This is a genomic window from Mucilaginibacter sp. P4_A11 (assembly GCF_056402535.1).
Genome location: NZ_JBFUHE010000014.1, coordinates 148504 through 162247 on the forward strand (window position 1 = coordinate 148504; position 13744 = coordinate 162247).

A 13744-nucleotide genomic window follows, 5' to 3' on the forward strand; every position below is an offset into this window, starting at 1 on the left:
GAGGCCCAGTACACCATGCTTCGACAAGCTCAGAATGACCCTATTTTAATTATGTCATCCTGAGGAACGAAGGATCTTCTTCGCCCCGTATTGCGGCTCTGCATATCCAAGAAGATCCTTCGCTATCGCTCAGGATGACAACCTTTTTACATATATCCATCCTCAAATAAATATTTTCTAACTTCACGGTGATATATCATCCGTTTTGCGCACTTACTATTAAACGCATTGATCATGGCACATGAGATAGTTTTTGATAAACCGGCGGCCCAAAGGGAAAAACTCATTACAGAGCTTTACAAAAGCGCTTTCCCAACGGTGGCGAAATATGTAAGTAAAATGGGCGGCTCCTTTGATGATGCAAAGGATGTTTTCCAGGACGCACTCGTTATTTATTACGAGAAGGCAGTTAAAGGAGACTTCCCCTTGCAAAGCAGTGAAAAAGCTTACTTGTTAGGCATTGCAAAACACCTTTGGTTTAAAAAATTCAAAGATGGTAACAACAACCTGCCGCTTGATAACTGCATTGAAGGCTTTGATATTACCGATGAAGCTGACGAGCAGCCATCCACCAATAAGCTGATGCACTACCTGGAAACTGCCGGTAAAAAGTGCATGGAATTGTTGAGTGCTTTTTATTACCATAAGCTACCGATGAAGGAGGTAGCAGGTTTATTTGGCTATGCAGGCGAGCGCTCGGCCACTGTGCAAAAATATAAATGCATTGAGAAAGTAAGGGAAACAGTTAAAGAACAATCACTGGCTTATGAGGACTTCATTGAATGAGATAAAGGAGATCGATGATCATGTTCTTAAACAGGCCGCACCTGACGAGGCGTTGCTGTTTGAAGCCAAACTGATCATCAACCCTGAACTTAAATACCAGGTGTTGTGGCATAAGCAAACCTTGAGCCTGGTACAGCATTACGGCCGCAACAACCTGAGGGCCGAGATTGAAGCCGTGCATCAAAAACTATTCAGCCAGCCTGAGCATGAGGGTTTCAGGCAAAAGATCATGCGTTTATTTCGCAAACGCTAAAAGCTAAATTTTATGAATATCAATCAAAATGAGTTCCGCAAATATGCGTTGGGGCACCGCCGTGTCCAAAGTTTACATGTCGACAGGTTTATTGCGCAGGTAAACAACAGCAAAATAAACATGGGTATGACACCCTATATTATGGAAGAGCGCCAGATGAACATCTCGCAAATGGATGTTTTTTCAAGACTGATGATGGACAGGATCATTTTCCTGGGCACCGCGATAGATGAACAGGTGGCCAATATTATCCAGGCGCAATTGCTGTTCCTGCAATCAGCAGATGCCAAAAAGGATATCCAGATCTACATCAACTCGCCGGGAGGTTCGGTATATGCCGGGTTGGGGATCTATGATACCATGCAATTCATCTCGCCCGATGTGGCTACTATTTGTACCGGTATGGCTGCCTCTATGGCTTCCACATTACTGTGTGCAGGAGCCAAAGGCAAACGGGCCGCGTTGCCACATTCAAGAGTGATGCTGCACCAGCCGTCGGGCGGGGCCCAGGGGCAGGAGTCGGACATTGAAATTGCTGCCAAACAGATTGCCAAAATGAAAAGGGAACTATATGAAATAGCAGCCAAACACAGCGGGCAAACCTACGAACGAATTAATGAAGTATCCGACCGTGACTATTGGATGATAGCCAAAGAAGCCAAAGCCTTCGGGATGATCGATGAGGTTTTAGGAGCTAAGGAGGATTGATCAACTGCTTTTTTCAGAGGCTGTATCACAAATCATGATCAGCCTCATCTTTTGACTTATTCAGATACTTAAGCGATATATAGTTTTGGGTTAGATTGACTTTACTAACAAAAGGGGGTTAACAGGATTAACATAATTCGGGGTTAACATTTACTTATATAATTAATAAACAGACAACTAAGTGTTTTTTATGCAAAAAACGTGTTAACCCCCTTTTGTATAAATATTATCGGCTAAATTTCTATTCATAGGTAACGCAACACCCAGCGTGGTCAATTTAATTGATGACACAGCCTCTTGATATATCCACTTTTCTATTTTTTTGCAAACCAAACTTCAAGGTTCGGCAGTTTTAATGTTTGATGTGGCGACGCCGGATCATGCAGCTTCAAACTCACCGGGTAAAGTTCATTTTCATCTAACATCAAAGGATTAAGATCTTTTATGTAGATATTTTGYGGGATGCTATGATTGATAGCAAAAGGGATATTCTTTTTAAAGTTGTTAAACACCTTTATCAATAACTGGTTATTTCCGGCCATTAGGTTGAACCCGATAACATGGCTTACCGAAGCAGCTTTGCCGGGGTTATTATTGATAAGCAGTTGCTTGCCATTTAGCAATACAATAACACCATCGCCGCTGGTAATTTTAACCTGCGCATAAATTGTTCCCTGCTTTATATTGATATTTTGCAAAATGTAATACGCATTATCCATACCTGCCGGCAATTCAATTTGCTGTCCGTTTTTATAATTATCCATGCGCTGCCAAAGTTTATCAGCATCGTTAGTATATGGTTTAGCTACATCAATTTTATCGGCAATACCATTTAAACCGCCTAAGCCTGCCGAATATGGCCCGGCAATATACAGAGGCCCCCATTTTATTTTAGCAGTATCTGATTTGAACTTCATCAACCTGTCGCCTTCAAGCTTAAGCGTGGTGGTTACATTATTAACGGTAAGATCAATTACACTACCCTTCTCTTCATCGGTATATTGTATAGTGGGCAGATATTTGCCTTTGTGCTTTGGCTTTATTGTCCAGGCTTGTTTTACCGTGCTTTGATAATTACTATTGTAATCAATACCTGATGAGCTGTAGTAGTTATAGGCATTATGCTCGTCCAGATTTATATGATCATAACTGCTGCTCAGGATGTGAATTGGCTGTACTTTATAGTCTTCGGCAATATCAACTGCTATTACCTTGATCTGTTTTTCATTGTCAAAACCAGCGGGTAAGGTTATCACAGCAGCATCGGCGGTTTGCTTAAATGTGAGTGATTGTTGTTCGCCCAAAACAGATACGTTACTGATCCTGCCTTCCAGGCCGGGCAAAGTGATCAGGCCGTCGGCTGGTACCGATGTTACAAACAGGTACAATTTATCAGGCTTGCTGGTTACGTTTCCCCAGTTAAAGGCGGTAAAAAACGGATCGGCGGTGGTACCATAAACAGCTTCGGCATTTTTATGAAGCCAGGCCCCTATTTTCAATAAAACATCCCTTTCAAAATCCACAACTGAGCCATCGCCTTTAGGCCCGATATTGAGCAGGTAATTACCACCTCGGCTGATCACACGGATCAGGCTTTCCAGTTTCTCTTTATATTTCTCATCCTCGCTGCCGCGTTGTTGCCATGACCTGTAACCCCACGTTTCATCAAAAAACGAAGCCGGCGACTGCCACGGCACACCGATAGAATAATCGGGATACTGATTATCACCCATAACGGCAAAATCACCCTGATCATTACCCAGGCGACTGCTCACCATACAATCGGGTTGCAGGCGGTGTACCAGTTGATAAAGTTCCTTACTTTGTTCGGGGCTTTGTGATCCCATATCAAACCAAAGTTCGGATATAGTGCCGTAGTTTGATAACAGTTCGGTCACCTGGCTTTTGTTATACTCATGATGTTCGGGTGTTATATAATCCGAATTATGGCTTGATATGGGTGACGCCTGCGGATAATGCCAATCGATCAATGAAAAATATAACCCAAACCTGAGGCCATGCCTTTTACAAGCCTCGGCCATTTCCTTTACCACATCGCGTTTAAAGGGTGTAGCGTCAACCACGTTAAAATCGGTGGTTGCTGTTTTAAACATGCAAAATCCGTCGTGATGTTTTGAGGTGAGCACTATCGAACGCATCCCGGCAGCTTTGGCCAGCAGTGCTATACTATCGGCATTCCATTTTACGGGATTAAAATTTTTAGCCAGATTGGCATAAGTATCGCTATATATCCCTGCATGTGCCTGGATCTGCTCACTTAAACCACGGCTAACAGGTTTACCGTCCCAAACACCACCTAAAACTGAGTAAATGCCCCCGAAATGGATAAACATGGAAAACTTTTGATCCTGCCATTGCTTTACCGGAGGTGAGGATGGTTGTGCAAATGCCAAATGAGAACAAATTAATAATGATAACAGGGAATATATACTTTTTTTCATGGTGATGGATTCAATAACCCAAAGTGTAAAAAAGTTGCTAATAAACAAAAAAAACACAACTTAAAGGAGTTGACTGTAAACCTACAATTGCACAATTATGCACACATTGTTAGTCAATTTTACACTTTTGTTAATTAAAGCGTTACATAATTGTGAAATTGCCTTCACAAATTGCATTTTTTTAATAAAAATATTATCTGCATCTTTGTAATGTCACAACCCAAGCCCTGATTCATAATAAAAAAACCTTTTGCCTGGTGGCAGGGTTTAGTTAACCTTTAAAAAAAAGTAAATGGCAGAACCTATACAAATCCAACCCAATATCCATTGTGAGCCTTGCAAAGAATGCGGTGCGCGCCCGGTAATTGAACAAAGCCGCAAAGGTTTTTTAGTTACCTGTCCTACAAGTAAAAAACATTACGCAACTGCTCCGGGCATGGTAAATATTGATGAATGGAATAGGTTTAATAAAAAATCGCCTGTGCTTACAAGCACTCCATATAATAGCAAAGCCTCATAAAAACTATCCCCAAAGGTATGTAGTTTTAGGTTTTTAACCGGTAAAGCCCGCTTATGAGGATACAATGGCTTTAATTGTATTCATGTTATGCATATTGTAGATACTGAAAATGAACCTTCAAAGAAAAGGCATAACCGCACTTTTTGTCCAAACTGCCTAACTAACACCGGGCAAAGGATCAAAAGGCCGCTCCTGTTAAAGCTATTGACATTTTGGCTACCGGTTAAAAGGTATTTTTGCTACAGCTGTAATAAAAAGTACCTGGTAATTGAAAGGTAGTAATCAGTTAAAATGCAAGCCAGGGCAATTTTATCTTCCAAAAAGCGGCGTTGTTTGTTTACTTCCTGATTTGAGATATTCGGTATAGCTTTTTTTAATATAGCCGATCATATCGTAATCACTCATCTTTTTCACTTTTTTTATATCCGGGTGATATTGATTCATAAAATTTTGAAGCGAATCGCCTTTGAGATTAGTTATAGAACTTACCTTTTCCGGCGAAAAAAACCTGTCGACATACTCATCATCCTCATCCTTCAGTAAGATCTTTTGCAGCTTTGATTGCGGAGCTTTGTTTTTGGTAAGCATATCAACAACCGAAAGCAGGTTAATACTCAAAATAGATGCGGTACTTTTATCTGCGTTTATGTGATTGCTGGGTTTACCAAAATCAAGATCAGCCGGACGTGTTATAAACGCATCTTTTATGGTTGAGCCACGATAGGCAAAAACAGAAGCAAACTCCCTCCTGTTCCTTAATGAATCGGCTTTAGCATTACGCCTGGCCCTGATTTTCACTTCACTTAAAACTGTTGCATCCGGATCGATGTAACATCTTAAAGTATCAAATTTCAAAAAACTAATTATAAGCCTGAATGGTTTGTATCCAATACTGCTGATCCTTAATGTATCGCCCGGCTTTACACCAGCTAATACAAATTTCCCTTCTGTATTACTTATACCTTTTGACGCCGGTGTGCTGATAAAGGCATTTGCAACCGGTAAATAGGTAGTTTTATCAATCACTATTCCTTTAATACGCTGGGCAAACAGGTTTATTGACAGAAGCATCAATATTACTGTAAAGGTAAGTTTCAATGTTTTCATGACGGGTTCAGTTAACAGGTAAGTAGGTTATTTAAATGTAACACATAAATTGCTAACCTGTGTGCTTTTAACAAATATTAACAATATGACTACGTCTGTAGCACGTTCAACTATTTTCATGAAGATATAATAACACCTGATGGTATACGGATGAAAAGACCACTGCGCGATGCAGTAGTCTTATTAACCGACAAATAGCAGAATCATGTTAGAAAACGATACAGGGTTTCAGCAAAACGCCTTCCACTCCTTTTCAGGGTAGGACAGCCGCCCGCTGATCGATCATAAACTGAATGCGTTGAGCGCTGTTTAACCTGGTACCTACAGCAGTATAAGCTTTGCCTGCCTTAAATTGGTAAGCGGATTTGAGTTGTTTACCAATGTTGGAGATTTTAAGGGTCTCAATAGAATAAAGCTCACCATTCATATTTGTTCCATACCAACCTGGCATCTGCTTTTGCCTCCATGTTACCAGGGTGTAATCTGCTCCCGGCGCCTGCCTCACCAATGAGTCATTGGCAGCTTGCATGGCAGCATCATTCCCATAGAGCATTAGAATATTTCCCTTTTTGTTGTCTATCAATGAACAGATAGGTTTCTGACCTTTAACTTCATAGAGATATTCCGGAGCCAGTGTAGCGTATCTTTTTTGCTGACAAGAACTCAGTAGCAGCGTTATTGATAGTGTATAATAGATTATCTTCAACATGACCTCATTATTGTGTTACTTGATTAGTTACTTTCTTAGTGGGAACGTTAAAGACAAAATCATTTTCAGGCGCTAACAACCGGTGGCAATTGATACAAGTCCTATCAAAGATCGCTGTCTTTCCATATGGCTTTAACGCCAGGCCATCAAACTTTGCAAATCCCCATCCTTCTGTTGCAGCATATTTCTTGCTGTCCTTTACCATAACCTGTACATTTTGAAAATTTCCAGGCCTTACTATGCCGTCGCTGCCCTGTTGTTGCTTGCCCCAAACAGCTTTGACCATCTTCGAACCATCCGGAAAAGGCATTTTATTCGATTTAATGGCATTATACATGATGTCGTTGGCATACACCACACGCATACTTCCCCCGTCATATTTATCTGTGATACTAATGATCCTCCAATTCTTATAATCCGGATAATATGGAACACCATTTACAGATACCGGAACCTTAAAAGCTTTGAGATTAGCCTGCTCTGAAGAAAGGGCAGCAGGCCTGATAATTCTGCCTGTATCAACTTTATGCCTTCCGGGTAATGAATTAACATACTTCTTAAGTATTGCGAGATCGGATGCGGATACCCGGGAACCACTATGCAACCAACTATAACGGTTAAGTGGCATTTTTCCCTGCTCAATAGCGTTGACCATCTCCCACAGCAATAGCTCCTGTACAACCGGGGGATTTTTGTCCCACTCAGAAAAATTAAACCTTGAACGGCCTTCATTAATATCATGGTTAACCAGGAAAGACACCGGTGCTATCCGGCCGTACCACGCTGGATTAGCGGCATTAGAGTGACAATCATAACAAGATTGCTTTAGGATCCGGCTAACCTCTTCCGGAGCAGTTATTTCCTTAGTCACAGGAGGGTTAACAATGACGGGCGATGTAAATTGCAGTAAGATGAAACCAACCGCCAGCACACCAACAATTAAAAGAGCTCTGTAGTAAGCTATCGATCTTGTTTTTTTCATAACAATGTATTTTTTATTTTCTTACCCGGGCTCGTTAATCGGGCTATGAAGTAAAATCGCATACGGGTTATTTTGCCAAACTGTCAACTTCTATGATCGCATCTGCAAAAGCCTGCGGTGCCTCTTGTGGCAGGTTATGTCCTATCCCTCCGTTAATGGTATGATGTAGGTACTTACCTTTAAATTTATTAGCGTATTGTGAAGGATCCGGGTGCGGCGCGCCATTTGCATCTCCTTCAAGAGTTACAGTAGGAACCAAAATAACCGGAGCTGCAGCAAGTTTCTTTTCAAGGGCATTGTATTTAGATTCGCCTTGGGTAAGGCCCAATCTCCAACGATAATTATCGATAACTACTTTAACGTGATCCGGATTATTGAACGCTTTTGCAGACTGCTCATAAGTTGAATCGCTGAAGTTCCATTTCGGAGAGGCTAACTGCCAAATCAGTTTATTAAAAGCCGCGGTATTTGCAGCGTACCCCGCAACACCGCGGTCTGTCGCGAAATAGTATTGATACCACCAAGCCAATTCAGCTTTTGGAGGAAGTGGCGCCTTATTTCCAGCCTGGCTTCCGATCAGATATCCGCTTACAGAAACCAGTCCTTTAACCCTTTCAGGCCAAATAGCGGCAATGATATCGGCAGTACGTGCCCCCCAATCATATCCGCCAAGTATTGCCTTTTTAATTTTCAGGGCATTCATAAAAGCTATGATATCCTCTGCTACTACAGCCTGTTGTCCGTTGCGTTTTGTTGAAGCCGATAGGAATGTTGTTGTACCGTAACCCCGCAGATAAGGCACCAGAACATGGTAGCCTTTTGCAGCCAGGATATTTGTAACCTCACTATAACCTGATATATCGTATGGCCAGCCGTGAAGGAGGATTACCGCTTCTCCGCTGGCGGGCCCAGCTTCAACATATCCTACATTCAGCAGTCCGGCGTTTATTTGTTTGATTGGCCCAAACTGATCATTTGATAGCATAATGGAATCTTTAGATTTCCACGCCCTGCTCTGATATGCATGTGCAGAGCCGAAACTTAGTAGCAACAATGCTGTGAAAAACAATTTCATTTTAGCCAACAGGTTGTTGGTTTTTCGCAATGGTAATTTGTTCATGGTATTAGATGTTTGAATTTATTCTTTGTAAATGTTTTCTGCCCTTATTGAAAGCTAAAGTAGAATGGTCAATAATGCGTCATGAGCGTTATTCGTTGAATGGGCGAATACAATCGTTAAACCGGCGGAACGAGAAAGTATACCTTTCGATATAGTGGAGTGGGCCGGTTGCGATAAAACTATGGGCGCCAACCTGAATTAAGTGTTCCTAAGGCCTTACCTCATGTATGAATTTCAGCCGGTAAAGTCCGAATGGCGGCAGTATGGAACACAATTCCTTTAATAACAGCCGCTTTTTTTTTACAAATCGCAACTATAGCGAAAGCGTCGCCAGGAGCGGCGGCGCTTAATTCTAAAATAACACCAATAATATCGTAAATAAATTAATTGCTCCGGGCAGCTATATAAAGCCGCCTGCTTTTTTGACTTATAGTTTTAAACTGATTTTACTATTGGTTTAAAACTATTGTATTCCCGCGGTTGATATACGGGTACCATGGGCTATAACTATTCATAAATAAAGCTTCCATCTCCCCTCCTGTTCATTGTTTTGCCATTACGTTTTGGCGCCCCGCTCCATTTCTGTAAATTCAGACGTAATCCTACTAAAAAATACCGGCTCAATGTACTGGACAGGGTATTGGTGTATCCGCCCTGCGGTGAAAGTGTTTGCTGTATAAAATTATTCTGGTGCAGAATATCATAAACATTAAACGTAAGCACCAGGTTCTTTTTGGCCAAAAACTCCTTTTCAAAGCCAGCATTAATCACAAACGGGTTACGGTTAATACCCGTTAGCCCGGTAACATAACTTTTAGAGGCGCTATAATTTACCTGGAAAGTTTTCAGGAAGTAAACTTTGCCATCTATACCCAACGAAGTTGTTCTGAGCGAGGTTGGATCAGCATTATGCAGCGTGGTGAACGAACGCGAGATATCATAACCAAGATACGGGTTTACCTCAAACCAGTCGGTTGGATTTATCCGCGGGCCAAAGCGTTCGTCAAAACGCCAGTTGGTATTATGATAAAGTACGTTGTTACTCATAGCGTTGTTGAAAGCATAGGTTACATTACCATTAAGCGACAAGTTATACCGGCGGTCGTCAAATTGTTTGGCGATATTGTAACGGCCCACTATAGCGTATGATCCGTTGATGTTGATATAATGGATTTCGTTGATAGTTTTATACTTAAACTTGGCCTCGTTGGTAGGATCCAGCGGGTCGGAAGATAGGAATTGCCTGATCTGCAAAACATTGGTTGTTGTTTGATTATCAATTGTAGTACCGTTGATATTGAATGATAAATTAAACCTGGAGTTTGGCAGGTAATTGTTATAAATAATATTAAGCGAGTTGGTAAATGTTGGTTTAAGATTAGGGTTACCCACTACGATGTTATTGGGGTCCGATCTGTCTGTAAAGGGTTGGATCTGCTGAAAATTAGGTTCCGTATTAGATCCGGAATATGCTATGGAAACCCGCTCGGTACGAGACCACGAGTAGGAAAACCTGAATACGGGGATCACCTTAAAATCAGACCGGGAAGTGGATACATTCTCGCTGGTACCATTATTTATTTTAGTACCTTTTAAAAGCGTAGGAACTATGGTACCTCCTAATGACAGGTTTACCTTTTTGCCGTTATACCGGTAGTTTAACGTAGCCCTGGTTTCGGTAAAGGAATAGTTATAGATATTATCAAGCCGGGTAAGTTCAACCACCTGGCCATTCGCGAGCACGGTATCAGAAATAGCCTTGTTATCATAAACAGCCGTACGCACCTGTCCGTTAAATTCAAACTGAGATACGAGATTAATCGGTTCAACGTAAGTAACGCTGGTACGGTATGTAGTATTTTTGCTGGTGCGGTTGGTTAACAAATGCGAGGCGGAATCACGCAGCAACGAGTCGCGGGTATTATCAAAATAGTAATGATAATCATTATCGCGGTCGCCGTTGGCCTGGCTGTTGGAATTATTGATACTGAACTGGATAGAGGCATTACGATGGGGCTTTTTAAATATGTGCTGATAAAGCACGGTAGCACCATAGTTAGGTGCAGTGTTTAAACTGCCGTTTGCCCCATTAACAACAGGATGCTCAAAACCGGTTGTAAAGTTGTTGATATTATCGGTAACCGAGGTGCTGAAATTTGATGAGTTGGAGTAACTGAATGTGGGTGTTATTTGTAAATAATTGGCGCTGTCAATACTATAGTCCATCTCAAAATTCACGTTATGGCTTTTACTTTTACTTTCCCGCGTGCTTTGCGAAGTAAAATCAGTTGAGCCCAAAGTTGAATTGGTTTGCCCGTAGCTATTATTCACCGAATTGTTGTCACTGTAACGGTAGGCATAACTAGATATCACCTGCATCTTTTTAGTCCACTGATCGCGGTAATTGAAGGATGGGGAAGCCGAGAAGGTAGTTCCAGGGCTACCGCCCCTTCCCGCGCCTGCGCCAACACCTGTACCTCCACCACCACCATTGGTAGCCCCCCCGGCTATCCCGGTTGAAGCAACCCCTGTAACCGTATTGGCTATCCGGCCAATTACGCCGAGTTGTTCGTTAGCATTGATCCGCTGCGCGAAGATCTGTCCGTTATACCTGTCGTTATTGCCGCCCTGAGCGGTTACCCGGCCGGTATTGCCCACCGATCTGTCGGCCCGTGTGGTAATGTTTAATACCTTTTGAGGGTCGCCGTCTTTAATTCCTGTACGTGCTGCCAAATCACCGTAGTCATCAACTACCTGGATCTTGTCAACAATATCCGCGGGCAGGTTCTGGATGGCCTGGGCTACATCGCCGCCTGCATATTCCTTACCATTTAATTTTGCCTTTGTAATTTGCTGCCCCTGATGCGTAACCGTTCCATCCGAACCCACCTCCATGCCTTCCATCTTTTTTAGCAGTTCATCTACAGTGGAATTTTCGCGTACTTTATAGTCGCTAGCGCGGTATTCTACCGTATCTGTTTTGTATACAACGCTTGGTGTGCCGTTAACAACAACTTCTTTTAGAGCATTGGTTTCGGGCCTTAAAATAATGGGATCTAACGTAAGCCTTGGTACAGCATCGTTATTAAGCATCTTTTTAACCAATGTACGGTAACCGATACTACTGATGGTCAATGTAAAAGTAGCCGATTTTATATTCTTAAAAATAAAGATCCCATCGGCGTTGGTAGCCGTACTTATGGTGTCTTTCTTGGATACGAGTTTAACTACCGCCCCAACAACCGATTGATCTGTAGAATCTTTCACGATGCCACTAACCTGCCTCAGCAGTAAAGGAGGAGGCAAAGCAGCCGGTTTACGTACGGGCGACGTTTGAGCAAACAGCCGTACCGACAGCATTAAAAGTGGTAACAATAAAAGTAATCGTTGTTTCATGGGTAGGTTTAAGACGCTTAGGTATGGCAATAATATACTTAGCCGGCCTGTTTGGGCTGGTCAATTATATCAGGGATATTTTAGTTAATTATTTTTTTATCAAAAGGTACTTACCCCAAAAATCAGTCGGGCTCATCATGCTTTGCAGGTCGACTCCACCCGGACCGCTACGGCCACCGCCAAAACCTCCACCACCATTTCCTCCGCCGCGCCTGCCGCCGCCACCAAAACCGCCGCCGCCTTCATTTCCGCCACCATCTCCCCCACCGTTCCCAAATTGGATTCCGTTTACTTTAATGTTATAGGCAAACTCTTTAGAATCATCAACATTGATATTGAGCAGCTTTAGCGGTAAGGTCAATTCATATACAAGGTTGCCTTTAGCATCGTAATCAACCGCTGCCTTGATGCCGTATTCATTATAAATGGAGATCACACTATCGGCTATGGCTGCAAATCCGCTTACAGTAATTTCCTTTGCCGAAGCTGCTATTTGTTTGCGCATGGCCACTATCGCAGCCGAATCCAAACCGCCCTGCTGCCCACCAGCACCGCCCCGCCGCCTGAACTGGCCACGCATGGCCGACTGGCTCACTACAGGAAAAGTCACCAGAAAAGCCCCTTTATCTTTTTTCTTTCCTTCGGTATTTATAGTAAAACTGATCCCCCCGGCAATGATTTTCCTGTTATTGGTTTGATCTGTTGATTGCACCGCGAGGTAAAGATTTTGCCCATCATTTGCCAGGGTATAATAAAGCTGTGTGGTTTTATTATAGGCCTGTAATGGATTTGTCCACTCCTTTAATTTCCCGTCTGCTTTAACATCAGCCGGGGCCGAAACCGAGCCCTCCTGCACATTATTCAGCTTTTGCGCATTTGCCGAGTAGCCGAATGCTGTGATCAGTACAAATCCTAAAAAACATTCATTTAAAATCCGTATGCTATATTTCATCTTGATGAATTTATTTAACAAAACATGGTTATTGATTTTCCTGATACCCCACATAAGCCAATATTCTTTCCCGGTAATTATCGCTCACCGGTATTTCAACATCATTGAGCAAGATCCTGGTACGTTTAAAAACGGTTATTTTATCCAGCGATACAATAAATGACCGGTGCACCCTCGCAAACCCCTCTACCGGCAATTTGCTCTCCATAAAATGCATACTCAGGCGGGTAATGACAGGCCTATTTGTACTTTTAAGATAGACCTTGATATAGTCCTTCAACCCTTCAATATATATGATATCAGACAGGTTAATCCGGATAATCGAATAATCGGCATTGACAAAAATATACCCCCCGTCAACCTGAGTTTTTGCCGGAATGTCTTTTTGCAAACGCACACTGCTTAGTTCGGCTGCTTTGTTTACTGCTTTTAAAAAGCGTTCAAAAGAAAACGGTTTTACCAGGTAATCAACCACATCAAGGTTAAAGCCTTCAAGCGCGTAGTTTTCATAAGCGGTAACCAAAATAACCATGGGCGGCTTAACCAAGCCTTTCAAAAACTGAACACCTGATATGCCGGGCATCTGGATATCCAGAAAAATAAGATCAACCTGCCCCTGCCGTAAAAGCTCCATAGCTTCCATCGCGTTTTTACAGATTCCTACTAACTCCAGGTTCGGCAACTTCCTTACGTTGTCTTCCATCAGCTCTTGCGCCAGCTTCTCATCATCAACAACAATGCACCTCATG

General features: G+C 42.3%; 12 protein-coding genes. 4 read left to right on the top strand and 8 right to left on the bottom strand.

Going from position 1 to position 13744, the window contains the following annotated elements; genetic code table 11:
* The first annotated feature begins 234 nt into the window (after positions 1-234).
* From AC1DUD_RS24000 to AC1DUD_RS24010, 3 genes are read left to right on the top strand one after another with little or no spacing between them, the layout of a single operon-like run.
* The gene (locus tag AC1DUD_RS24000; RefSeq protein WP_477379139.1) at positions 235-786 is read left to right on the top strand and encodes an RNA polymerase sigma factor; all 552 of its coding nucleotides are present in this window, start codon (positions 235-237) and stop codon (positions 784-786) included.
* The gene (locus AC1DUD_RS24005; protein ID WP_477379140.1) at positions 767-1039 is read left to right on the top strand and encodes a hypothetical protein; all 273 of its coding nucleotides are present in this window, start codon (positions 767-769) and stop codon (positions 1037-1039) included. Before AC1DUD_RS24000 ends, AC1DUD_RS24005 begins: the two co-directional genes overlap by 20 nt.
* A gap of 12 nt (positions 1040-1051) precedes the next feature.
* Positions 1052-1747, top strand: coding sequence for a ClpP family protease (locus AC1DUD_RS24010; RefSeq protein WP_477379142.1), 696 nt, complete (start codon positions 1052-1054; stop codon positions 1745-1747).
* Positions 1748-2061: 314 nt separating this feature from the next.
* Here the strand turns inward: AC1DUD_RS24010 and AC1DUD_RS24015 are convergent, their stop codons facing one another.
* A complete protein-coding gene (locus tag AC1DUD_RS24015) occupies positions 2062-4209 on the bottom strand; it encodes an alpha-L-fucosidase (protein WP_477379144.1) in 2148 nt (715 codons plus the stop codon).
* 292 nt (positions 4210-4501) lie between these two features.
* On the opposite strand from AC1DUD_RS24015, the gene AC1DUD_RS24020 reads away from it, so the two are divergent.
* On the top strand, positions 4502-4729 hold the full coding sequence (locus tag AC1DUD_RS24020) for a hypothetical protein (protein WP_477379146.1): 228 nt from the start codon (positions 4502-4504) through the stop codon (positions 4727-4729).
* Between the two features lie 309 nt (positions 4730-5038).
* Here AC1DUD_RS24020 and AC1DUD_RS24025 read toward each other — a convergent pair whose 3' ends face one another.
* The 7 genes from AC1DUD_RS24025 to AC1DUD_RS24055 form a co-directional block, all read right to left on the bottom strand.
* Positions 5039-5836 carry a peptidase associated/transthyretin-like domain-containing protein gene (locus tag AC1DUD_RS24025; RefSeq protein WP_477379148.1) on the bottom strand — a complete coding sequence of 266 codons (798 nt, stop codon included), beginning with the start codon at positions 5834-5836 and terminating at the stop codon, positions 5039-5041.
* 253 nt (positions 5837-6089) lie between these two features.
* Entirely contained in the window at positions 6090-6545 is a 456-nt protein-coding gene (locus AC1DUD_RS24030) for a hypothetical protein (protein WP_477379150.1), read from the bottom strand.
* A gap of 7 nt (positions 6546-6552) precedes the next feature.
* Positions 6553-7527 carry a heme-binding domain-containing protein gene (locus AC1DUD_RS24035; RefSeq protein ID WP_477379152.1) on the bottom strand — a complete coding sequence of 325 codons (975 nt, stop codon included), beginning with the start codon at positions 7525-7527 and terminating at the stop codon, positions 6553-6555.
* Between the two features lie 67 nt (positions 7528-7594).
* Complete coding sequence (locus AC1DUD_RS24040) at positions 7595-8647, bottom strand: alpha/beta fold hydrolase (RefSeq protein WP_477379154.1); 1053 nt, start codon at positions 8645-8647, stop codon at positions 7595-7597.
* 507 nt (positions 8648-9154) lie between these two features.
* Positions 9155-12043, bottom strand: a complete 2889-nt coding sequence (locus AC1DUD_RS24045) for an outer membrane beta-barrel protein (protein ID WP_477379156.1) — start codon at positions 12041-12043, stop codon at positions 9155-9157.
* Between the two features lie 88 nt (positions 12044-12131).
* The gene (locus tag AC1DUD_RS24050; RefSeq protein ID WP_477379158.1) at positions 12132-12995 is read right to left on the bottom strand and encodes a hypothetical protein; all 864 of its coding nucleotides are present in this window, start codon (positions 12993-12995) and stop codon (positions 12132-12134) included.
* 28 nt (positions 12996-13023) lie between these two features.
* Positions 13024-13743: a LytR/AlgR family response regulator transcription factor gene (locus AC1DUD_RS24055; protein WP_477379160.1), complete on the bottom strand. Its 720-nt coding sequence runs from the start codon at positions 13741-13743 to the stop codon at positions 13024-13026.
* Between the last annotated feature and the right edge of the window lies 1 nt (position 13744).

Bases quoted from the DNA above. Each gene is read 5' to 3' on its own strand.
- AC1DUD_RS24050 (WP_477379158.1), bottom strand. From the start codon at position 12,995: ATGAAATATAGCATACGGATTTTAAATGAATGTTTTTTAGGATTTGTA.
- AC1DUD_RS24005 (WP_477379140.1), top strand. From the start codon at position 767: ATGAGGACTTCATTGAATGAGATAAAGGAGATCGATGATCATGTTCTT.
- AC1DUD_RS24020 (WP_477379146.1), top strand. From the start codon at position 4,502: ATGGCAGAACCTATACAAATCCAACCCAATATCCATTGTGAGCCTTGC.
- AC1DUD_RS24055 (WP_477379160.1), bottom strand. From the start codon at position 13,743: ATGAGGTGCATTGTTGTTGATGATGAGAAGCTGGCGCAAGAGCTGATG.
- AC1DUD_RS24010 (WP_477379142.1), top strand. From the start codon at position 1,052: ATGAATATCAATCAAAATGAGTTCCGCAAATATGCGTTGGGGCACCGC.
- AC1DUD_RS24040 (WP_477379154.1), bottom strand. From the start codon at position 8,647: ATGAACAAATTACCATTGCGAAAAACCAACAACCTGTTGGCTAAAATG.
- AC1DUD_RS24035 (WP_477379152.1), bottom strand. From the start codon at position 7,527: ATGAAAAAAACAAGATCGATAGCTTACTACAGAGCTCTTTTAATTGTT.
- AC1DUD_RS24025 (WP_477379148.1), bottom strand. From the start codon at position 5,836: ATGAAAACATTGAAACTTACCTTTACAGTAATATTGATGCTTCTGTCA.
- AC1DUD_RS24030 (WP_477379150.1), bottom strand. From the start codon at position 6,545: ATGTTGAAGATAATCTATTATACACTATCAATAACGCTGCTACTGAGT.
- AC1DUD_RS24000 (WP_477379139.1), top strand. From the start codon at position 235: ATGGCACATGAGATAGTTTTTGATAAACCGGCGGCCCAAAGGGAAAAA.
- AC1DUD_RS24045 (WP_477379156.1), bottom strand. From the start codon at position 12,043: ATGAAACAACGATTACTTTTATTGTTACCACTTTTAATGCTGTCGGTA.